The sequence below is a fragment of the Shinella sp. JR1-6 genome, assembly GCF_004284735.1.
Classification (GTDB): domain Bacteria; phylum Pseudomonadota; class Alphaproteobacteria; order Rhizobiales; family Rhizobiaceae; genus Shinella.
Window position 1 is genome coordinate 45,931 of the sequence record NZ_SHMI01000016.1, and the last position, 20,260, is coordinate 66,190.

At 64.1% G+C, this 20,260-nt stretch carries 20 protein-coding genes; 6 read left to right on the forward strand and 14 right to left on the reverse strand.

Annotation, left to right across the window (positions count from 1 at the left end; translation table 11 throughout):
- Positions 1-36: 36 nt before the first annotated feature.
- The 3 genes from EXZ48_RS23390 to EXZ48_RS23400 are packed head-to-tail and all read right to left on the reverse strand — an operon-like array spanning position 37 to position 2,177.
- Positions 37-279 (reverse strand): hypothetical protein, encoded by a 243-nt coding sequence (locus tag EXZ48_RS23390; protein ID WP_165909391.1) that lies wholly within the window; start codon positions 277-279, stop codon positions 37-39.
- A gap of 54 nt (positions 280-333) precedes the next feature.
- The gene (locus tag EXZ48_RS23395) at positions 334-1,314 is read right to left on the reverse strand and encodes a bifunctional riboflavin kinase/FAD synthetase (RefSeq protein ID WP_130518690.1); all 981 of its coding nucleotides are present in this window, start codon (positions 1,312-1,314) and stop codon (positions 334-336) included.
- A 14-nt stretch (positions 1,315-1,328) separates the two neighbouring features.
- The gene (locus tag EXZ48_RS23400; protein WP_023517185.1) at positions 1,329-2,177 is read right to left on the reverse strand and encodes a TIGR01459 family HAD-type hydrolase; all 849 of its coding nucleotides are present in this window, start codon (positions 2,175-2,177) and stop codon (positions 1,329-1,331) included.
- Positions 2,178-2,496: 319 nt separating this feature from the next.
- Here EXZ48_RS23400 and groES point away from each other — a divergent pair, with 319 nt between their 5' ends.
- The 3 genes from groES (at position 2,497) to EXZ48_RS23415 (ending at position 5,525) form a co-directional block, all read left to right on the forward strand.
- Complete coding sequence (gene groES, locus EXZ48_RS23405; RefSeq protein ID WP_119254427.1) at positions 2,497-2,793, forward strand: co-chaperone GroES; 297 nt, start codon at positions 2,497-2,499, stop codon at positions 2,791-2,793.
- Between the two features lie 53 nt (positions 2,794-2,846).
- A complete protein-coding gene (gene groL / locus EXZ48_RS23410; RefSeq protein ID WP_023517468.1) occupies positions 2,847-4,487 on the forward strand; it encodes a chaperonin GroEL in 1,641 nt (546 codons plus the stop codon).
- 591 nt (positions 4,488-5,078) lie between these two features.
- Positions 5,079-5,525, forward strand: a complete 447-nt coding sequence (locus tag EXZ48_RS23415; RefSeq protein WP_050743398.1) for a hypothetical protein — start codon at positions 5,079-5,081, stop codon at positions 5,523-5,525.
- A gap of 6 nt (positions 5,526-5,531) precedes the next feature.
- On the opposite strand, the gene EXZ48_RS23420 is transcribed toward EXZ48_RS23415, so the two are convergent.
- The 7 genes from EXZ48_RS23420 to EXZ48_RS23450 form a co-directional block, all read right to left on the reverse strand.
- Positions 5,532-8,330 (reverse strand): EAL domain-containing protein, encoded by a 2,799-nt coding sequence (locus EXZ48_RS23420; RefSeq protein ID WP_130518692.1) that lies wholly within the window; start codon positions 8,328-8,330, stop codon positions 5,532-5,534.
- A 184-nt stretch (positions 8,331-8,514) separates the two neighbouring features.
- A complete protein-coding gene (locus tag EXZ48_RS23425) occupies positions 8,515-9,732 on the reverse strand; it encodes an NAD(P)/FAD-dependent oxidoreductase (protein WP_130518694.1) in 1,218 nt (405 codons plus the stop codon).
- Positions 9,733-9,837: 105 nt separating this feature from the next.
- Entirely contained in the window at positions 9,838-10,545 is a 708-nt protein-coding gene (locus EXZ48_RS23430) for a glutathione S-transferase C-terminal domain-containing protein (protein ID WP_130518696.1), read from the reverse strand.
- A 130-nt stretch (positions 10,546-10,675) separates the two neighbouring features.
- Complete coding sequence (gene hisG / locus EXZ48_RS23435) at positions 10,676-11,371, reverse strand: ATP phosphoribosyltransferase (RefSeq protein ID WP_023516046.1); 696 nt, start codon at positions 11,369-11,371, stop codon at positions 10,676-10,678.
- Positions 11,368-12,501, reverse strand: coding sequence for an ATP phosphoribosyltransferase regulatory subunit (locus EXZ48_RS23440; RefSeq protein ID WP_023516047.1), 1,134 nt, complete (start codon positions 12,499-12,501; stop codon positions 11,368-11,370). The genes hisG and EXZ48_RS23440 overlap by 4 nt, the downstream gene beginning before the upstream one ends.
- A gap of 1 nt (position 12,502) precedes the next feature.
- A complete protein-coding gene (hisS, locus tag EXZ48_RS23445) occupies positions 12,503-14,026 on the reverse strand; it encodes a histidine--tRNA ligase (RefSeq protein WP_050743397.1) in 1,524 nt (507 codons plus the stop codon).
- 86 nt (positions 14,027-14,112) lie between these two features.
- Positions 14,113-14,748, reverse strand: a complete 636-nt coding sequence (locus EXZ48_RS23450; protein ID WP_165909395.1) for a helix-turn-helix transcriptional regulator — start codon at positions 14,746-14,748, stop codon at positions 14,113-14,115.
- Between the two features lie 248 nt (positions 14,749-14,996).
- Here EXZ48_RS23450 and EXZ48_RS23455 point away from each other — a divergent pair, with 248 nt between their 5' ends.
- Positions 14,997-15,428 carry a hypothetical protein gene (locus EXZ48_RS23455; protein WP_023517095.1) on the forward strand — a complete coding sequence of 144 codons (432 nt, stop codon included), beginning with the start codon at positions 14,997-14,999 and terminating at the stop codon, positions 15,426-15,428.
- A gap of 157 nt (positions 15,429-15,585) precedes the next feature.
- Here the strand turns inward: EXZ48_RS23455 and EXZ48_RS23460 are convergent, their stop codons facing one another.
- Together EXZ48_RS23460 and EXZ48_RS23465 are read right to left on the reverse strand one after the other, a co-directional pair.
- Positions 15,586-15,804: a hypothetical protein gene (locus EXZ48_RS23460; protein WP_130518699.1), complete on the reverse strand. Its 219-nt coding sequence runs from the start codon at positions 15,802-15,804 to the stop codon at positions 15,586-15,588.
- Between the two features lie 159 nt (positions 15,805-15,963).
- Positions 15,964-16,590 carry a DNA-3-methyladenine glycosylase I gene (locus EXZ48_RS23465; RefSeq protein WP_024271043.1) on the reverse strand — a complete coding sequence of 209 codons (627 nt, stop codon included), beginning with the start codon at positions 16,588-16,590 and terminating at the stop codon, positions 15,964-15,966.
- 218 nt (positions 16,591-16,808) lie between these two features.
- Between EXZ48_RS23465 and EXZ48_RS23470 the strand changes: the two genes are divergently transcribed.
- Both EXZ48_RS23470 and EXZ48_RS23475 read left to right on the forward strand, forming a co-directional pair.
- A complete protein-coding gene (locus EXZ48_RS23470; RefSeq protein WP_023515777.1) occupies positions 16,809-17,549 on the forward strand; it encodes a L,D-transpeptidase in 741 nt (246 codons plus the stop codon).
- A 131-nt stretch (positions 17,550-17,680) separates the two neighbouring features.
- Positions 17,681-18,388 carry a L,D-transpeptidase gene (locus tag EXZ48_RS23475; protein ID WP_130518701.1) on the forward strand — a complete coding sequence of 236 codons (708 nt, stop codon included), beginning with the start codon at positions 17,681-17,683 and terminating at the stop codon, positions 18,386-18,388.
- Positions 18,389-18,442: 54 nt separating this feature from the next.
- Here the strand turns inward: EXZ48_RS23475 and EXZ48_RS23480 are convergent, their stop codons facing one another.
- Together EXZ48_RS23480 and glcF are read right to left on the reverse strand one after the other, a co-directional pair.
- A complete protein-coding gene (locus EXZ48_RS23480) occupies positions 18,443-18,886 on the reverse strand; it encodes a hypothetical protein (protein ID WP_023515775.1) in 444 nt (147 codons plus the stop codon).
- A 75-nt stretch (positions 18,887-18,961) separates the two neighbouring features.
- Positions 18,962-20,260, reverse strand: coding sequence for a glycolate oxidase subunit GlcF (glcF, locus tag EXZ48_RS23485; RefSeq protein WP_130518703.1), 1,299 nt, complete (start codon positions 20,258-20,260; stop codon positions 18,962-18,964).

The window sequence follows — 20,260 nt, forward strand, 5'->3', positions numbered from 1 at the left end:
AGGAAACGCCCGAAATCCCGGACCTTCCGGCCTCGCTCAGAGCGCGCGGAAGGCCGGGCCACTAATTCGCAGATCGATGGTCAGCCGGTTGAGCATCATGCGCGCGGTCTTACGGCGTTTTCGGTCGTTTGAAAAGACGGGTGGCTTATATTTGGGTCCCCCGCCGCCCCGCCGGAGGAACGGCCCCTCATCCGGCCTGCCGGCCACCTTCTCCCCGCAAGCGGGGCGAAGGGGATATGCCGTACCGTTTTCCCCAACCAATACCAGTTCGTTGGGCAAGTCCCCTCTCCCCGCTTGCGGGGAGAGGGTTAGGGTGAGGGGCAAAGTTTGCGCTCAGAAACAGAGCCGCTGGTCGACGACCCCGAGCGGCGTGACGCCCGACAACAGCGCCCGCGCCTCCTCCTCGTCGCGCTTCATCTGCACGACCAGCGCATCGAGGCCATCGAACTTCAGTTCGTCGCGCAGATGACCGAAGAAGGAGACGGCAGAGACTTCGCCGTAGAGATCGCCGGAGAAATCGAAGAGGAAGGTTTCGAGCAGCGGAACGCCGTTCGAGGTGACCGTCGGGCGGCGGCCGTAGCTGGCGACGCCGTCGTGGAGGCTGCCGTCGGGGCGGCGGAAGCGCACGGCGTAGATGCCGTTGCGCAGCTCCACTTCCGGCGGAAGCTGCATGTTGGCGGTCGGATAGCCGAGCGTGCGGCCGAGCTTCTTGCCGTCGATGACCTCGGCCTCCACCGTATAGCGATAGCCGAGCTGGCCGGCGGCCTCGGTGACGGCGCCTTCGCCAAGCAGGGCGCGGATGAAACTGGAGGAGATGACCGAGGCGTTTTCGTCGCGAAAAGCATCGACCAGTGTGACGCCGAACCCGTTGCCCTCGCCGGCGGTCATCAGGAAGGCCGGACCACCCTCCCTGCCCTTGCCGAAGTGGAAGTCGAAGCCGGTGACGACTTCGGAGGCGTGCAGCCAGTCCAGCAGCACGGCGTTGATGAAGTCGTTCGCCGACATTTCGGAGAAGCTGCGATCGAACGGATATTCGATGACGGCGGAAAAGCCCATGCCTTCAAGGATGCGGGCCTTCAACGGCGCCGGCGTCAGCCGGAAGACCGGGCGCTCTGGACGGAAGACCGTGCGCGGATGCGGCTCGAAGGTCAGCACCAGCGCGGGGATGCCGCGGTCTTTCGCAATGTCGAGCGCGCGTTGCAGCACGGCCTGGTGGCCGCGGTGCACGCCGTCGAAATTGCCGATGGCGATGACGCCGCCGCGCAGGTGCTCCGGCAGCGGCTCCTTCGTCTCGTTCCTGTGAAAAACCGTCATGACGACCGTCTCCGTCACTGCAGCCGGGGCATCCACCATTTCGGGTGAGTGCCCTCCTCCTTCAGGAAGGCCGAAAGCTTCGCCTCGTCGGTGCGGCCGGCCTCGACATAATGCTGCGCGTGGATGCCGCCCGAAATATAGAGCACATCGAGCCCGAAGGCTTCCGCGCCGCGCACGTCCGTCGGCATGCCGTCGCCGATGGCGATCACCCGTGAGAGATCGAAATCGCCATGCACGTCGCGCGCCTCGGCAATCGATTTCTCGTAGATCGGCCGATGCGGCTTGCCGGCGATCTGGCTCGTGCCGCCCAGCTCCTCGAAGAGCTTGGCGATCGCACCGGCACAGGGGATGAGCCGGTGGCCGCGCTCGACGACGAGATCGGGATTGGCGCAGATGAAGGGCAGCTTCCGCGCCGCAAGCGCCGTCAGCTCGGCGCGGTAATCCTCGACAGTTTCCGTCTCGTCGCTGCGCAAGCCTGCGCAAACCACGATGCCCGCTTCGTCCAGCCCGACCGGTTCGACATCGAGGCCGTCGAGCAGAGGCAGGTCCTTTTCGGCACCGATGAAATAGATCTTCTTCGGCCCTTCCGCGATCAGCGCACGGGTGACGTCGCCCGAGGTGACGATGCGGTCATAGGCGTCGTCGGTGACGCCGAGGCCGCGGATTTGCACCTTTACACCGGGATGCGGGCGCGGCGAATTGGTGATCAGCACGACGGCAAGGCCAGCGGCGCGGGCCGCAGCAAGGGCTTCCGATGCATAGGAAAAGGCTTCGACGCCATTGTGCAGGACACCCCAGACGTCGCAGAGGGCCACGTCGTAATGCTGCGTGATGTCGCTGAAGGATTGGATGCGTTGAGCCATCAGGGGATTCCCGTATCAAGGTCGAGCCCGGCTGACATCGCAAAGCGGGGGCAAGAAAACAAGCCTCTCCACACAATTTTGCCCCATCCACCGGCAAACTGCCGAAAATTCATCGCGGCGTCTTGATGGCGTGCGATGGCGCTCCCATCTGGCGGCTGCGTAACCATTCCGGGCGAAATATTTTGGAGGCGCCGTTCTTGACTCCAACCGCCCCGCCGCCTATCTCGGCATCGCTAGCACTCATGAAAGACGAGTGCTAACATCAATCCACCGGATCCATCTCGCGATCCGCAATGTCATTTGATCGAGGGATAAGACAATGGCAAGCACCACCTTCCGCCCGCTTCACGACCGCGTCGTCGTTCGTCGCGTCGAATCCGAAGCCAAGACCAAGGGCGGCATCATCATTCCGGACACCGCCAAGGAAAAGCCGCAGGAAGGCGAAGTCGTCGCCGTCGGCTCCGGCGCCCGTGATGAATCCGGCAAGGTCGTCGCACTCGACGTCAAGGCTGGCGACCGCGTTCTGTTCGGCAAGTGGTCGGGCACCGAAGTCAAGCTCGACGGCGAAGACCTTCTGATCATGAAGGAAGCCGACATCATGGGCATCATCGGCTGATCTGCCGGTAATCCCTTTCCAATTCAGCTGACACCTCTTCAGGAGTTCTCACAATGGCAGCCAAAGAAGTCAAATTCGGCCGCACCGCGCGCGAAAAGATGCTGCGTGGCGTCGACGTCCTCGCAGACGCAGTGAAGGTAACGCTCGGCCCGAAGGGTCGCAACGTCGTTATCGACAAGTCCTTCGGCGCACCGCGCATCACCAAGGACGGCGTTTCCGTCGCCAAGGAAATCGAACTGGAAGACAAGTTCGAGAACATGGGCGCCCAGCTCGTCCGTGAAGTTGCTTCCAAGACCAACGACATCGCCGGCGACGGCACGACGACCGCAACCGTTCTTGCCCAGGCTATCGTTCGCGAAGGCCACAAGGCCGTTGCCGCCGGCATGAACCCGATGGACCTGAAGCGCGGCATCGATCTCGCCGTCGCCGAAGTCGTCAAGGATCTCCAGGCCAAGGCCAAGAAGATCAACACCTCGGAAGAAGTCGCCCAGGTCGGCACGATCTCCGCAAACGGCGACAAGCAGGTCGGTCTCGACATTGCCGAAGCCATGCAGAAGGTCGGCAACGAAGGCGTCATCACGGTTGAAGAAGCCAAGACCGCCGAAACCGAACTCGAAGTCGTCGAAGGCATGCAGTTCGACCGCGGCTACCTGTCGCCCTACTTCGTGACCAACCCGGAAAAGATGGTCGCCGACCTCGAAGACGCTTTCATTCTCCTGCACGAGAAGAAGCTCTCGAACCTCCAGGCGATGCTCCCGGTTCTCGAAGCCGTCGTCCAGACCGGCAAGCCGCTCGTCATCATCGCTGAAGACGTCGAAGGCGAAGCCCTTGCTACGCTCGTCGTCAACAAGCTGCGTGGCGGCCTCAAGATCGCTGCCGTCAAGGCTCCCGGCTTCGGCGACCGCCGCAAGGCCATGCTCGAAGACATCGCCATCCTGACGGGCGGCACGGTCATCTCCGAAGACCTCGGCATCAAGCTCGAAAACGTAACGCTCGACATGCTCGGCCGTTCGAAGAAGGTTTCGATCTCCAAGGAAAACACGACGATCGTCGACGGTGCCGGCCAGAAGGCTGAAATCGAAGGCCGCGTCGCGCAGATCAAGGCCCAGATCGAAGAAACCACCTCCGACTACGACCGCGAGAAGCTGCAGGAACGTCTTGCCAAGCTCGCTGGCGGCGTTGCCGTCATCCGCGTCGGCGGCTCGACGGAAGTCGAAGTGAAGGAAAAGAAGGACCGCATCGACGACGCCCTCAACGCGACGCGCGCTGCCGTTCAGGAAGGCATCGTACCGGGCGGCGGCGTTGCCCTGCTCCGTTCTTCCACGAAGATCTCCGCCAAGGGCGAAAACGATGACCAGGAAGCTGGCATCAACATCGTTCGCAAGGCGCTCCAGGCCCTGGTTCGCCAGATCGCCGAGAACGCTGGTGACGAAGCTTCGATCGTCGTCGGCAAGATCCTCGACAAGAACGAAGACAACTACGGCTACAACGCCCAGACCGGCGAATACGGCGACCTGATCTCGCTCGGCATCGTCGATCCGGTCAAGGTTGTCCGCACGGCTCTGCAGAACGCCGCTTCGGTTGCCTCGCTGCTGATCACGACGGAAGCCATGATCGCCGAACTGCCGAAGAAGGATGCACCGGGCGGCATGCCTGGCGGCATGGGCGGCATGGGCGGTATGGACATGATGTGATAGGCGAAAGCCTATTACAGCGTGACCATCAAGCTTCCCCATGCATTAAAGTTGGTTCAGCGCGTCAAGCGCGCTGAACTGGCGGCATGGACATGATGTAAGACCTTCGGGTCCTGCATCTGAGCCATCAGGTTCAGTTCGGAAAGGGCGGTCTTCGGGCCGCCCTTTTTGCTTTTGGGGCGGCAGAGGACCTGCATCGTTACCGTGAAAAGAATTTTTCCATTTGTACAATAATTATCAAAAAGTCGTTGATGGTATCAAAAAACCAACTATAAAGACGCACCAAGTGAACTTTAAAGATTCACCGGGGTTCAGGCGCTGAAAATCGACGGTATTGCAGTCGATTTGTCGTGCAGCCGGATGTCCCCAAGCATTGGAAAGAAACCGCCGGGGGACCTGCATGAAGGTCAGCGGCGGTCTTCACGCGTACGTCCGATCCGATAGCAAAAACGGAGCCGGGCGCAGTTCTGTACATGAGAAAGTGGTTCGGCGGGCTTCGATGGTTGTCAGCCGGCACTACTTTTTAGCGTGTTTTGCGCCATCAAGGGCGAGACATGTCGGCCAAATTCGAGCAACTGCCTGAGGTCGTAGGTGTTCAAAATAATCAAGACTGATCTCTCGTCGCCCTTTCTGCCGGGCTCGATGGAGTTCGACGAGACGGACAATGAACTGCTCACGCAATATTGCGTGACGGAGCGCTGGACCGGTGATCTTTCCAACGGCCTCTTCACGCTGGGTGACAAGGCGGCGATGGCGCATGGCCTGCCGCAGCGCGCCTGCGGCCTTCTGAACCTCATCCGCTGCTACGAGCCGCTGGATCGCACGCGCGTGCTGGAGCTCTTCGAGCAGGCAGCGGCGTCCTCCTCGTCCTTCTGCTTCTCCACGACCATTCATCTCGACGGCGCGCCGCGCCAGCCGGTGTTCTGCGTCGGGGAATCGACAGGCCTCGAGGAAAAATACGCCGGCTCCATCATCGGCGTCTTCATCTTCCCCCGCTTCCAGATCGACCTCGCCGGCCGCCGCTTCAAGCGACAGTAAGGCGGCTCAGGCCGCCTCGCTCGCGTCGAGATCCGGGCGGATGCGCTCCACCGGAACCGGCCGGCCGAGGAAGTAGCCCTGCGCCTCGTCGCAGCCCTCGTCGAGCAGGATGTCGAGCTGGCTGCGCGTTTCCACGCCTTCCGCCAGAACCGGCACGCGCAGCGTCTGGCCGAGCGCCAGGATGGCGCGGATGATGGCCTTCGCTTCGGGGCTCGCCTCCACCTCGCTCATGAAGCTGCGGTCGAGCTTGATCTTGTCGAAGGGGAAGGCGCGCAGGGTTTCCAGCGAGGAATAGCCCGTGCCAAAATCGTCGATGGCGATGGTGACGCCGAAGGCCTTGATGCGGCGGAGGGTCTGGAGGGCGCGCTCCTTGTCGCCGATAATGGTCGATTCCGTGATTTCCAGCTCCAGCCGGTGCGGGCTGAGGCCGGTGTCCAGCAGCACCCGGTGCACGAGGTCAGCGACGTCGGCATTGCCGAGCTGTACCGGCGACAGGTTGACGGCGATCTTGTGCCCGTTGTTCCAGGTCGCCGCCTCGCGGCAGGCTTCGCGCAGCACCCATTCGCCGATCGGCAGGATGGCCCCGCATTCTTCCGCGATCGGGATGAAGTCGCTCGGCGGTATGGTGCCGCGCACGGGATGGTGCCAGCGCAGCAGCACCTCGTAGCCGATCGTATCGCCGGAATTGACCGCCTTCTGCACCTGGTAGTGCAGTTGCAGCTCATTGCGCTCGACCGCCTGCCAGAGATCGTTGGCGATGAGGCGACGGCTGCGGGCGGCCTCGTCCATCGAGACCTCGTAGAAGCAGACCCGTTCAGTCAGCGCGTCCTTGGCACGGTACATGGCAAGGTCGGCATTGTTGAGGAGAGCTTCGAGATTGTCGGCATCCTGCGGATAGATCGCGACGCCGAGGCTCGCACCCGGCTTGATGTCGTAGCCGTCGATGCGGATTTCCTCATGCAGGCAGGCTTCCAGCCGCTGGATGAAGTCGTGGAGTTCGGCGATATCCTCGAAACGCTTGGCGGCGGCAAATTCGTCGCCGCCGAAACGGGCGACGGTTTCATCTGCCTCGAGGCAGGCCTGCATGCGCTTCGACAGCGTCATCAGCACCTCGTCGCCGGCCGCATGGCCACGCGTGTCGTTGATTTCCTTGAACTTGTCGAGGTCGATACCGATCACCGCCACCTTGCTGCCGGACCGGCGTGCCGAATCCAGATCGGCTTCGAGGCGGTTGTTGAAGTTCGCACGGTTCGGCAGGCCCGTAAGGCTGTCGTGGCGGGCGAGGAAGGAGATCTGCTCCTCCGAGCGCAGCCGTTCGGAAATGTCCTCATAGGTGGCAACCCAGGCACCATCCGGCAGCGTGCGGTAGCGCAGCTGCACGGAAACGCCATTCGACAGCTTCTCGACAAGAACGCCGCCATCATTGGCCAGAATGGCCGCCCGGCGTCGGGCGTACATGTCGCGCGCCCGCGGCTTCCAGATTGCCGGATCGACGAAGACGTCGGCGACGCCCTGGTCGACGATCTCGCGCAGCGTCATGCCGGGGCGGACACGGCCTTCCGGGAAGCCGAAGAGTTCGCTGTAGCGCTTGTTGGCAAGCAGCAGGCGCTCGTCCTTGTCGAATAGGCAAAGGCCCTGCGACATGTTCTCCAGTGCGAGGTCAAGGTTCTTCGTCACCTCGGCGAGACGGTCGGCATCGGCCTTTTCCTTCGTCACGTCCTTGGTGATCTTGGCATAGCCGACGAGTGCGCCGCCCGTGTCGTAGATCGCGTCCAGCACCACATTTGCCCAGAAGCGCGAGCCGTCCTTGCGATAGCGCCAACCTTCGCTCTCGTACTTGCCCTCTTCCCGTGCGGTGGTCAAAGCCCGCTCCGGCACGCCGGCCGCGCGGTCTTCCTCGCCGTAGAAGCGGGAGAAATGCTGGCCGACGACCTCATGCGCCTTGTAGCCCTTGTTGCGCTCCGCCCCCTCGTTCCAGTTGGCGACGCGGCCTTCCGGGTCGAGCATGTAGATGGCGTAGTCCTTGACGCCCTGCACGAGCATCGCGAACTGGCGCGTGCTCTCGTTGGCGGCAAGCTCGGCCTGCCGGGCGAAAACGGCGGCCGTCAGGCCGGTGAAGAGCAACGACAGGGCCACGGCGGCGATCAGCGGCACCATCAGGCTGGTCGACAACATCGTGTCGTCGGGCGCCGGCATCAGGCCGGGCTCGATGGTCACGGCCGCCATGGCGGTGAAATGCAGCGAAACGACGCCCAGGGCCATCAGCACGGTGGCAAGCGCGCGGTCGCGCAAGCGCGCCTGCGGGCGCATGCAGAAGACAAGTGCAAGCGCGCCGAAGAGACCCGCACATATGATGGACGCCACGACATAGGCCGTATCCCAATGAATGGTCCCCGGCACCTCCATTGCAGCCATGCCAATATAGTGCATGGAGGTGATGCCTGCACCGAGCAGGAGCCCACCGGCGACAGCCGCGACCGTACCGGCAAAGTAGGCAGCGACGGCAAGGCCGATCGTCGTGACGACGATCGCGATAGCCAGCGAAGCGATCGTGAGCTCCATATCGAAGCCCATGAGCACGCCGGGATCATAAGCCAGCATCGCGATGAAATGGGTCGCCCAGATGCCGAAGCCGCTCGACGCACCGGCAACGCCCAGCCACAGGGTACGCGCGGTCCCCTTGGCCACCCCCGCCCTTTGCATCAGCGTCACGGCAACATAGCAGGACAGGAAGCAGATCAGAGCAGCGAGCAGGACAAGTCTCAAGTCGTGCTCGACGGTAATGCAGGTCAAGATGCGGAGCATAAAGGTCACCGAGGGGAGGCAAGATCGCTCCAATCAGCCGGACAACCCTAAAAAATCAATGAATTGTGGGAGCCGGGCAAAATCCGGCCTCCCTTACGTTAGTTCATACTTAATAAAAATCAAACCGGCACAACTGTTCCAACAGGGAACAAACATTTCGCTCAACCTGCGCGTACACCGGCCTTCAGAGCGTCAGGGCCTTGAGATCCGTCGCGGGATCCTCCAGGGCTGCACGCTCGGGCGTGCGCTCCATCTCGATCAGCTTCTTGCCGACCACATAGGCCTTGGCATCGTTGACCGCATCGACGGCGATCAACCTGCCTGCACGGAAGTACCAGACGGAGACGCTGCCCTCGCGCGCACCAGGGCGCACAAAGGTGTCGTCGAACCCCATGCAGAAGCCGGCGATCTGCAGCTTGACGTCATACTGGTCGGACCAGAACCACGGTTTCGGCTCGTAAGGCGCCTCGCCACCGGCAATGACCGCGGCAGCGGCCTCGGCCTGGTCAACCGCGTTCTGCACGGATTCGAGCCGAACCCGGCTGCCCTTGAAGGGCAGCACCGCGCAGTCGCCCATGGCGAAGATCGCCGGATCCGAGGTGCGGGCCTGGGCATCGACGACGATGCCGTTCGCGACCTCCAGCCCGGCATCGCGCGCCAGCTGGTCATTCGCGGCAACGCCGATGCCGGCGATCACCACGTCGACGGGCAGGACGAAGCCATCGGAAAGCTCCGCACCGGTGACCCGGCCGTTTTCGCCGAGCAGCCGGACGAGGCCGGTCTTTTCCCGCACATCGACGCCGCGCGCCGTATGGATCGCCTTGAGGATCGTGGCGGTTGCCGGCGAGGCGACACGGGCAAGGATGCGGTCGGCCATCTCGATGACGGTGACGTGCAGCCCCCTGCCCCGTGCGACCGCCGCCGCTTCAAGGCCGATATAGCCGCCGCCGACGACGAGCGCCCGGCGACCGTCCTGCATTTCGAGGCCGAGGCGGTCGGCATCACGGTAGTCGCGCACGGTGAAGACGCCGTCGAGGTCGCCGCCGATCTCGGCCGGCAGGCGGCGCGGCGTCGCGCCGGTGGCGAGCGCCAGCACGCCGTAGTGCAGCGTCGAGCCGTCGCTGAGCGTCACCGTCTTTGCGGCGCGGTCGATGGCGGTGATTTCGGTCGAAAGGCGGATCTCGACATTGTTGTCCGGGTACCAGCTCTCCGGCCGGAACATCAGCCGGCCGAGGTCCGCCTCGCCGAGCAGGTATTTCTTGGAGAGCGGCGGGCGCTGATAGGGATGGCTCGCCTCGGCGGCGATGATGGTGATCGGCCGCTCGTCCTTCAGCGCACGCAGTTTGGCAACCAGGGCAAAGGCGGCCTGACCGCCACCCGCAACAACCAGTCTTCCCGTCACGATGTCTTCCGTCCCGTTTTCATTCTGTTTTTGCCTCCGGCAGAGGTAGCCCGGCGCGGCGGATGGCGTCAACGCACCGCCGCGCCGCCCGATTTTTCGTTTGCGTCAGGCTTTTGCCGGAATCTCCAGGCCCTTGATGGCCGCCGGGCGGGCCAGGCAGCGCTCCAGCCAGGCCATCACGGCCGGGAAGCCTGCATAGTCCAGCGCCGCGCGACCGCCATAGAAGACATCAGCGCCGCGGATCCACGGGAAGGTCGTGATGTCGGCGATGGTGTATTCGTCGCCCATGATCCACTGGCGATCCTTCAGGCGGTCTTCGAGGATAGAAAGCAGGCGCTTGGCTTCGTCGCGGTAACGCTCGGCAGGATAAGAATTGTTGGCCACCTTGTCGGCGGCGAACTTGTAGAAATGGCCGAACTGGCCGAACATCGGCCCGACGCCACTCATCTGGAACATGACCCAGGCAAGCGTCTCGTAGCGTCCGGCGGCATCGGCCGGAATGAGCTTGCCGGTCTTCTCGGCAAGGTAGACGAGGATCGCGCCCGATTCGAAGAGGCCGATCGGCTTGCCGCCCGGGCCGTTCGGATCGATGATCGCGGGGATGCGGCCGTTCGGGTTCAGCGAGATGAAGTCCGCCGACTTGACGCCCTCCGGCCCGAACTCGATGCGGTGCGCCTCATAGGGCAGACCAAGCTCCTCCAGCGCGATCGATACCTTCACGCCGTTCGGCGTCGGCAGGGAATAGAGCTGGATGATGTCGGGGTTCTTTGCGGGCCACGTCTTGGTGATGGGGAAGGACGACAGGTCTGCCATGGAGGACTCCTTGCGATGGGACCTCATAGATAGGACAGATCGCCGAACGATGTCAGGGTGGCGCGGGAATTTTCCGGTCGAGGAAAGAGGGCCAGCAGCAGCCGGCCGCCTCTCGCCGCATGCCGAGCCTTCAGAGTGCGCCGCGCACCCGCGTGATGATTTCGGCGATCACCGCATCGCCCTCGTGCTCTGCCTTGCGGGCGCGCACGAGGCAGGCTTCCGACTTGAGGATCACGCCGTCGGAGAGGATCTTCAGATGGTTGGCTGTCAGCGTCGAGCCGGTCGAGGTGATATCGACGATGATGTCGGCCGAGCCCGAGGCCGGCGCCCCCTCGGTCGCCCCCAAGCTCTCGACGATGCGGTAGAGCTGGATGCCGTGATTGCCGGAAAAGAACTGCTGCGTGAGGCGCCAGTATTTCGTTGCGATGGTGAGACGCCGGCCATGGCGGGCACGAAAATCCTGCGCGACGTCGCCGAGATCGGCCATCGTATCGACGTCGAGCCAGATTTCCGGCACGGCGACGACGACATCCGCATGGCCGAAGCCGAGGCGGGCGCAGAATTCGACGCGGGCATCCGCCTCCGCCAGCCCCTCGCGCACCAGATCCTCACCGGTCACGCCGAAATCGACGGTGCCGTTGGCGATCTCGCGGGAGATTTCGGAGGCCGAGAGGAAGGCAATCTCGATATCGTCGCGTCCCTCGATGCGGCCGCGATAGGAGCGGTCGTTGCCGACGGCGACAACGGAGAAACCGGCGCGCGCGAGCACGGCGGAGCTGTCTTCCTTCATGCGTCCCTTGGAGGGAAGGCCGATGGTAATGGTCATGCGGCAGCCCCCTTCACGCCCGCGATACGGTCGAGCCAGAGCGAGAAGCCGACGGCCGGAATGCGCTCCTTCGCCCCGAGCAGGGTCAGCAGCCGGTCGAAGCGACCACCGCCGGCAAGCACCAGGGCTTCTCCGGCCGGCGCGATCTCGAAGACGAGACCGGTATAATAGTCGAGCGGGCGGCCGAAGGCGGCGCGATAGGTGATCGTCGCGGGATCGACACCGGTGGCGCGGAGCGCCGCGACGCGGCTTTCGAACGGCTCGAGTGCCGCGCCGAGCGAAAGGCCGGCCTTTTCCGCGAAGGCGGCGAGTGCGCCCGGGGCCTCGGAAAGGTTCAGTTCCAGCGCCAGGAACTCCTTGAGAAGCGCCAGCGTGCGGGCATCGAGCCGTGTGTTGGCCAGTTCCATCTTCTCACGCAGGCGCCGGGCGATATCGGCGGGGCTGCGGCTGGCATTGGTGGAATAGCCGGTCGCCTCCATCGTCGCGTCGATATGGGCGATCAGCGTCGCCTCGTCGTCGAGCTTACCGAGAATGGCGAGGCGGTCGACCTCCGGGCCGAAGACGCCGTCGCGTGCCGGATTGGAAAGGTCGGCCATCAGCCGCTGCAGCTGTGCCTGGTTGCCAAAGGCATGAACGAGCCGCTTCTGCCACCCGCCCGGCAGGCCGCAAGCCGCCACGACAGCCTCGAAGACCGCCTGGTCGCCGAGCACCACGGAGAATGCAACGCCCGGCAGGCGGTTCATGAGAACGGCCAGGGCGTCATGCACCGCGCGCGCATCGGCCTTCGCGACGTCAGGCTCGCCGAGATCCTCGATGCCGGCCTGGTAGAACTCGTTCGAGCCCTCGCGGCGCTGGCGGAACACCTCGCCGAGATAGGCATAGCGCTTGGGCGTGCCGGTCGCCGTCTCGATATGGCGAAGGCAGACCGGGATGGTGAATTCGGGCCGGAGGCACAGACTCCTGCCTGTCTCGCTCTCCGTCAGGAAGATGCGCCGCCTGAGGTCCTCGCCCGCCATGTCGAGAAAGGGCTCCGCCGGCTGGATGACCGGCGTGTCCACACGCTCCGTGCCAAGCCCTTCGAGATCGGCGATGAGATCGGGCGCGAAAGCAGGAAGGTTGACGAGGGGCATATCAGCCGACCCGCGCCCGGTCTTCGGCCTGTGCATCGAGGATTTCACGAACCCTGGCGACGAGCTCGGCCTCCGGGACGGAGACCTGCGCCACGCGGGCCTCGCGCCAGGCGATGTTGTCCTCGATCTCGCCGGAAAGGCGCTTGCCCTCGATCAGGTCCTTGATCTGCACGAGGCCTTCGGCGCGTTCGTCGCCGCCCTGGATGATCGCAACGGGGGCGCCGCGGCGGTCGGCATATTTCAGCTGATTGCCGAACTTCTTCCAGTTGCCCTGGTACATTTCGGCGCGGATGCCGGCAGCGCGCAGTTCCTGTGTGAAGCGCTGGTAGCGGCCCATGCTCTCGATGTCGCCGTCCATGACCGTGACGAGCACGGGGGCGACGACCTCGTCCTGGCCGAGCTTGCCGAGGTTCTTCAAGGCCGTCATCAGGCGGGAAACGCCGATGGAGAAGCCGGTGGCCGGCACCGGCTGCCCCATGAAGCGCGACACGAGGCCGTCATACCGGCCACCGCCGCCGACGGAGCCGAAGACGACCTTCTCGCCCTTCTCGTTGGTCACGGCGAACTGCAGCTCGGCCTCGAAGACGGGACCGGTGTAATATTCGAGGCCGCGCACGCAGGAGGGATCGACCTTGATGCGGCCGGCATCGTAGCCGGCGCTCGCGACGAGCTTTGCGATCTGCTCGAGTTCCTCCACGCCCTCGCGGGCGCGCTCGTTCTGCCCGAAACGGCTATCGAGCGAGGCGACGGTCTCGAGGTTGTCGCCGAAGGACGCGGTGTCGAGCACGCCGACCAGCAGCTCGATCCCGGCAGGGTCAAGGCCGACGCCCTTGGTGAAGTCGCCGCTTTCGTCCTTGCGCCCCGCGCCGAGAAGCTCGCGGACGCCGGGAATGCCGAACTTGTCGAACTTGTCGAGCGCGCGCAGGGCATTGAGACGGCGCGCCGTGTTTTCCTCGCCGCCAAGGCCCACGACCTCCAGCATGCCGTCGAGAACCTTGCGGTTGTTGACACGGATGACGTAGTCACCGCGGGCGATGCCGAGGGCTTCCATCGTGTCGGCGAACATCATGCACATTTCGGCATCCGCCTGCACGCCGGCAGCGCCGACCGTATCGGCATCGAACTGCATGAACTGGCGGAAGCGGCCCGGACCCGGCTTCTCGTTGCGGAAGACGTAGCCGGCGCGATAGGTGCGGTAGGGTAGCTGGATCTCGTTGAAGTTCTCCGCGACATGGCGGGCGAGCGGCGCCGTCAGGTCGTAGCGCAAGCTCATCCACTGGTCGTCGTCGTCCTGCAGCGAGAAGACGCCCTCGTTCGGGCGGTCGCTGTCCGGCAGGAACTTGCCGAGCGCGTCGGTATATTCGAAAAGCGGGGTTTCGACCGGATCGAAGCCGTAGTGCTCGTAGACCGCGCGGATCTTCGCGGTCATTTCGGTGAGGGCGCGGATGTCCGCGGCGTCACGGTCGACGAAGCCGCGCGGCAGGCGGGCTTTCAGCTTCTGCGGTTTTTTCTGCTTTTCGCTCATCGGGATACCCGAAATTCCTGTATTTCCGTTGCGGTTTCCCTAGCGGATTGGGCGGGCAGCGGCAAGGGCGGAAGCGCCCGGGGGCGTCACGGTCGGCGCGACAGCGCGTCCCAACTGTGCACGATGACGGCAGAAGCCGTCGGCGCTTCGGCGGCGGGGATGAGGATGGAATGGGTGTCGCCGCGAATGATGCCGCGCATTTCCGACTGAAAGGAAAGCCGCTTCATCTGCACATGGCCCTCCGGAATGGAGGTGACGGACAGTGCTGTGCCGCCGTAGATCTCGATGCTGGCGATCTCGCGGGCGTAAAGGCCCGCCACCAATGCCCGGTCCTCCAGACAGTCGCGGTAGGAGCCGGTGATGTAGCGGCGGATACTGGTTCCGACGACGGCACGCATCTCCGGGCTTTCGCGATACTCCTGCTGCGAGCCGCCGAGATAACGGATGTCGCGGCCCTCCCAGAGATTGCGGCTGTCGCGTGCGTTGAGGATCGCCTTCAGCAGGCGACGCTCGGTCTGCGCGTCGGCACGGCGCAGGAAATCGACGATAGCGCCGGTAGCACACAGATCCGGCACCGCGACGCCGCGCTCCCAGCGCGAGACGGTCGTCGGCGAGAAGCCGAGCTTCCAGGCAATGTCGTCCTGCGTCAACGCAACCTTGAGGCGATAGGCGCGCAGCTGGTCGATAAGGTCATGGCCCGTGGAGAGGACGAAATCGGACATACTCAACCCATGGAAGCAAGCATAGATTTCTGCATCCCTCAGTCGAGCAAACGACCAGCGAGCCTGCTTTCTGATGAGCCCGATGTCGATTACCCTTGAGCCTAGGTAAACGATCATCACAACCGTTTGGCAAGCGGCCAGCGGCGATCGCATGAATGTTTTCCAACCGGCAACGACCGAGCCGCACCGGTGCCTTCCCGTCGGCACCTGGTGCCCGCCGGCGGCAACACCCTCTCGGACCGGACCGCATGAGCTTGAAATCGCCTCTGACCGCCTCTCGCCTCGCCCAGGTGGCGGAGCTTGCCGGCATGGACTGCCGGGAGATCGAAACCGCCTTCGTCTGCGAGGAGTGGAGCGCGGAACTGTCGACCGGCCTGCTCCGGCTCGGGACCGAGACGGCGCTCCTGCACGGCATAGCCGGCCCGCCCTGCGGCGTCATGGATCTCATCCGCCTCTATGATCCCGCCGACTGGGCGAAGGTGCTGCAGGCGCTTGAGGACGCGGCGACGCCACCGGTCACGTTCAGCTTCGCCACGACGATCCGCCCCGGTCCCGGCCTCTACCGGCCCGTTTTCTGCTTCGGCCAGTCGGAAGAAGCGGGCGGCACGATCAACGGCACGTTCGCGGTGGCGCGGCTGTGCGTCGAGATGAACGCGGAGCGCCCGAACCTGCTGAACTGATCCTGGTTTCGGCGCCCGTCTCAACGCCGCGCGTCTGACGAGGCGGGTTCTCGCACCAACGGCCGGCCGGCGACAAGCCCCCGGCAAGCACGTCGAAAAACGGCAGAGGCCCGCCGATTTCCTGGCGGGCCTCTCTACGGTTCCATGGATTGATGCGTCACTCGGCTGCCGGATTGCGATGCGCCGCCGAGGCCTCGACCAGCGAGGCCGCGATGGCCCGGGCCATCAGCAGCGTTGTTTCGCGAATTTCGGTGTTGGTGCCGCTTCTTGCCGACCGGATCAGGCGAAAGCCCTCCCGGAGCATGATCTCCTGCGCCTTGTCACAGGCCCAGCCCTCGAGTCGAGAATCGTCCATTGCAGGTGTGCTCGCCGCCATTTGTCCCCTCATGCCAAATCATTCAGCACAAAGCGGCACGTCGCTACTACGCACGCGTACGCCGACCCCAGAACTTGCGATGTATGATTTTGCCGCTCAACCTCAAGCTACATGATTCGCTGTAGAATCAAAGATATATTTGTGGCGGCAAGTCCTGAATTATGGCCGTTGCAGCTGATTTCTCTTCTCTTCGACTTCCGCGCGGCAAAAACAACCTTCCACGTGATCGTTGACGAGGCCCATGGCCTGCATGAAGGCATAGACGGTGGTGGGGCCGACGAAGGTCCAGCCGCGCTTCTTCAGGTCCTTTGAAAGCCGGACGGAGGTGGGTGTCGTCGGATTGGCGACGATCGTCTCCCAGTCTACCCGTGCCGGCCGTTCGCCCGGGCCCGGCTCGAAGCTCCAGAAATAGCGGGCGAGCGTGCCGAACTCATCGCGCAGCGCCTGCGCCCGGCGGGCATTGTTGATCGTCGAGACGATCTTGCCGCGGTGGCGCACGATGCCGGCATCGGCAAGGCAGCGGGCGATGTCGTCATCGCCGAAATTGGCAACCTTGTCGAAATCGAAGCCGGCAAAGGCGGCGCGGAACCCCTCGCGCTTGCGCAGGATGGTGAGCCAGGAGAGGCCCGACTGGAAGCCTTCGAGGCAGATCTTCTCGAAGAGGCGCTGGTCGCTGACGACGGGATAGCCCCACTCCGTATCATGGTAACGGCGGTAGTCATCCAGATTGCCGGGCCATGCGCACCGCACCCGCCCGTCATCGCCGTCCAGAAGTCCCTTTGTCATACGCGCTCTCCGTTGCCTTTTTGTTCCGCTTTACCACTCATCAACCACATTTGGAAAGCGGGTAATAACCCTACTCAAAGCTTTATCGCCGACGTCGATATCGAATGAACGCCCGTTTACCATTCCCTTCATCGCAGGGTGCAAGCATCCCCGTCGAACCGGCGCTGCATTCCAGTTCCCGCGGCGCATCCCGGCACGATCAGTAGCGAGTACGTCCGATGTTGATACGAATCCTCCTTGCAACGACCCTTCTGTGCACGACCACGGTGGCCCAGGCGAACGAGCGCTACATGAGCCAGCCGCCGATCATCGTCAGCCCCGACCTCACCGCACCCTGGCTGATGCAGCTTACCGGCGGGGGCGTGCAGCCCGCCGTCAACACACGCCGCATCATCCAGCGCCAGAAGGTGCAGCAGCGCCGCGTCCTGCGCCGCGAAGGGGCGGCCCGTGTCCAGCAGGTCTCGGCGACCGGCACGGCGCGCAATCCGATCAAGTCGAAATTCGACCCGACATATCTGCCGCAGCTCGTCGACTATGGCAGCGAGCACAAGCCGGGCACCATCGTCATCGATACCAACAACCGGTTCCTCTACCTCGTCCTCGACGGCGGCAAGGCGCGGCGCTACGGCGTCGGCGTCGGCAAGCCGGGCTTCGAATGGGCCGGCGCCCACAAGATCACCCGCAAGGCCGAGTGGCCGAGCTGGACGCCGCCGAAGGAAATGGTCGCCCGCGAAGCCGCCAAGGGCCACTACCTGCCGGCCTTCATGGAAGGCGGACCGGAAAACCCGCTCGGCTCGCGTGCCATGTATCTCGGCTCGACGCTCTACCGCATCCATGGCACCAACGCGCCCTGGACGATCGGCTATGCCGTTTCCTCGGGCTGCATCCGCATGCGCAACGAAGATGTCGTCGATCTCTACGAGCGCGTAAAGGTGGGCACCAAGGTCATCGTGATCTGATTCTGTGGTATCGGGGCCACAAGGCCCCGAAGAAATCCGCCCTCACAAGCGTCTTACTGCCCGGGAGCCGGCTTGAAATCAGTCGAGAGTCGGTTAGCCTCGCAGAATTGAGGATTGAGAGGGACAATACCATGCGGAAATACGCATCGATCTTGCTGGCCGCGACCGTCGCGGCCACGGCGATCATGCCGGTCTCGTCGGCGAATGCCTTCCCCGCGGCCCGCACGGGCGACCGGATCGAGACGGCCTCCGATGTAACGCTCGTCGCCCAGCCAAGCAAGAAGCAGGTCGCGTCGAAGTACAAGCGCACCAAGGTGCGCTTCGTCACCGACCAGGCACCGGGCACCGTCATCGTCGATACCAACAACAAGTATCTCTACTATGTCGAGGGCAACAACAAGGCAACGCGCTACGGCATCGGCGTCGGCCGCGACGGCTTCGGCTGGTCGGGCGTGGTGAAGGTCGGCCGCAAGGCCGAATGGCCCAGCTGGACGCCGCCGGCCGAAATGCGCCGCCGCGAGGCCAAGAAGGGTCGCATCCTGCCCGTCACCCAGGCCGGCGGCGAGGACAACCCGCTCGGCGCGCGTGCGCTCTACCTCTTCAAGGGCGGCCGCGACACGATCTTCCGCATTCACGGCACGAACCAGCCCTGGACGATCGGCCAGAACATGTCGTCGGGCTGCATCCGCATGATGAACAAGGATGTGGAGCATCTCTACGCCCGCGCCGATATCGGCACCAAGGTCATCGTCGTCGGCCCCGGCAACCGTCAGGGCAGCGTGAGCTACAACGACAAGGGCGTCGATTTCTTCGGCAACCTCTTCGGTTTCGGCGGCTGATCCGCCGCTTGCCGCAGACCGTTTGGACGCCGGCCTTGCGCCGGCGTCTTGCGTTCAGCCGAGGGAGCAGCCGATCGTTCCCGCGCGCCGGATCGGCTCATCGAGGTCCGCGCCTTCGATCTTCAGCGTATAGGTGCCCTCGTAACCGGTTTCGTCCTCGCCGGCCTTCGTCATCATGACGAAATCGAGCGCTGCAAAGGGCTGGTTGTCGCCGGATTCGGCGTGGACGAGCAGGCGCAGTTCACCATCATGCAGCCAATGGTGCGTGAGGAAAGACTGATCGAGCGTGACCTTCCTGTCGAGCCCCTTCTGGGCGAGATCCTTCGGCAGCTCGATCGAGCCGCGGAAATTCAGGATGCCGCCGAGGCTGTAGCTGAAGCCCGCCTCCCCTTCGAACGTGACGTTCCTGTCCTTTACCGCACAGCTGAACCCGCCTGTGGCGAAGGCGGGCGTAGAGAGGGCAGCAAGGGCGGCGAGCGAAAGCATGAGGCGGCGCATGGGCATCTCCGATGGGCTGGAATGCCGCCTGTCTAGCAATCCGCGGGCGAAGCGGCTGTTCCGCGCGTGACAGGCTCAGGAAAGCACGGCAGGCTTCATTCCGCCATAGGCCCAGTCGATGAGTTCCACCGTGTGCAGGATCGGAATGGCCGTGCCGGTCGCGATCTGGGTGATGCAGCCGATATTGCCGGTGGCGATGATGTCCGGCTTGGTCGCCTCGATGTTCTTGACCTTGCGCGCCTTCAGCTTGCCGGAAATCTCCGGCTGGAGGATGTTGTAGGTGCCGGCAGAGCCGCAGCACAGGTGCCCTTCCGCCGGATCGCGCACCGCAAAACCCGCTTTCTTCAGCAGTGTCTTCGGCGCCATGGTGATCTTCTGGCCATGCTGCATGGAACAGGCGGAGTGATAGGCGACCGTCACCCCCCGCGCCTCCTGCTGGGGCAGGTCGAGCGTCGCGAGGTATTCCGTGATGTCCTTGGCGAGGGCGGAGACCCGCGCAGCCTTGTCCGCATAGGCCGGATCGAGGCGCAGCATGAAGCCATAGTCCTTGATCGTCGTGCCGCAACCCGACGCCGTGATGATGATCGCATCGAGCCCGCCCTTCTCGACCTCGCCGAGCCAGACATCGACATTGCGCCGCGCCGCCTCCAGCGCCTGCTCCTCGCGGCCCATGTGGTGGACGAGCGAGCCGCAGCAGACTTCGCCCGCCGGCGCCACGACCTCGACGCCGAGGCGGGTGAGGAGGCGGATCGTCGCGGCATTGATCTCAGGCTTCAGCACCGGCTGGGCGCAACCGGAGAGGATCGCGACCCGCCCGCGGCGCGGGCCGGCGGCCGGATGCGTGCCCGGCCGCGCGCCGGCCGAGGCCTTCGGCAGGGTGCGGGGTGCAAGGTCCAGCATGGCACCGAAGGGTTCGAGCGGCTTGAAGCGCTTGAGGAGGCCGGCAAAGGGCCGGCCGAACGCCGCCGCCTTCAGCGCCAGGCGGAACCGGCCCGGATAAGGCAGCACGGCGGCAAGGATGTTGCGCGTCAGCCGGTTCCAGAACGGGCGCTTGTAGGTCGCCTCGATATGCATGCGGGCATGGTCGACGAGATGCATGTAGTCGACGCCGGAGGGACAGGTCGTCGTGCAGGAGAGGCAGGAAAGGCAGCGGTCAATATGCGTCACGACCTCGGCATCCGCCGGCCGGCCGTTCTCCAGCATGTCCTTGATGAGGTAGATGCGGCCGCGCGGGCTGTCGAGCTCGTTGCCCAGCGTCACATAGGTGGGACAGGTGGCGGTGCAGAAGCCGCAATGCACGCATTTGCGCAGGATCTTCTCCGATGTCGCGACATGCGGATCGGCAAGCTGCTCGGCGGTGAAATTGGTCTGCAC

Excerpts from the sequence above, each read along its gene's own strand:
- EXZ48_RS23395 (WP_130518690.1), bottom strand. The coding sequence starts at position 1,314 with ATGACGGTTTTTCACAGGAACGAGACGAAGGAGCCGCTGCCGGAGCAC.
- EXZ48_RS23400 (WP_023517185.1), bottom strand. The coding sequence starts at position 2,177 with ATGGCTCAACGCATCCAATCCTTCAGCGACATCACGCAGCATTACGAC.
- groES (WP_119254427.1), top strand. The coding sequence starts at position 2,497 with ATGGCAAGCACCACCTTCCGCCCGCTTCACGACCGCGTCGTCGTTCGT.
- groL (WP_023517468.1), top strand. The coding sequence starts at position 2,847 with ATGGCAGCCAAAGAAGTCAAATTCGGCCGCACCGCGCGCGAAAAGATG.
- EXZ48_RS23420 (WP_130518692.1), bottom strand. The coding sequence starts at position 8,330 with ATGCTCCGCATCTTGACCTGCATTACCGTCGAGCACGACTTGAGACTT.
- EXZ48_RS23430 (WP_130518696.1), bottom strand. The coding sequence starts at position 10,545 with ATGGCAGACCTGTCGTCCTTCCCCATCACCAAGACGTGGCCCGCAAAG.
- hisG (WP_023516046.1), bottom strand. The coding sequence starts at position 11,371 with ATGACCATTACCATCGGCCTTCCCTCCAAGGGACGCATGAAGGAAGAC.
- EXZ48_RS23440 (WP_023516047.1), bottom strand. The coding sequence starts at position 12,501 with ATGCCCCTCGTCAACCTTCCTGCTTTCGCGCCCGATCTCATCGCCGAT.
- hisS (WP_050743397.1), bottom strand. The coding sequence starts at position 14,026 with ATGAGCGAAAAGCAGAAAAAACCGCAGAAGCTGAAAGCCCGCCTGCCG.
- EXZ48_RS23450 (WP_165909395.1), bottom strand. The coding sequence starts at position 14,748 with ATGTCCGATTTCGTCCTCTCCACGGGCCATGACCTTATCGACCAGCTG.
- EXZ48_RS23455 (WP_023517095.1), top strand. The coding sequence starts at position 14,997 with ATGAGCTTGAAATCGCCTCTGACCGCCTCTCGCCTCGCCCAGGTGGCG.
- EXZ48_RS23460 (WP_130518699.1), bottom strand. The coding sequence starts at position 15,804 with ATGGCGGCGAGCACACCTGCAATGGACGATTCTCGACTCGAGGGCTGG.
- EXZ48_RS23465 (WP_024271043.1), bottom strand. The coding sequence starts at position 16,590 with ATGACAAAGGGACTTCTGGACGGCGATGACGGGCGGGTGCGGTGCGCA.
- EXZ48_RS23470 (WP_023515777.1), top strand. The coding sequence starts at position 16,809 with ATGTTGATACGAATCCTCCTTGCAACGACCCTTCTGTGCACGACCACG.
- EXZ48_RS23475 (WP_130518701.1), top strand. The coding sequence starts at position 17,681 with ATGCGGAAATACGCATCGATCTTGCTGGCCGCGACCGTCGCGGCCACG.
- EXZ48_RS23480 (WP_023515775.1), bottom strand. The coding sequence starts at position 18,886 with ATGCGCCGCCTCATGCTTTCGCTCGCCGCCCTTGCTGCCCTCTCTACG.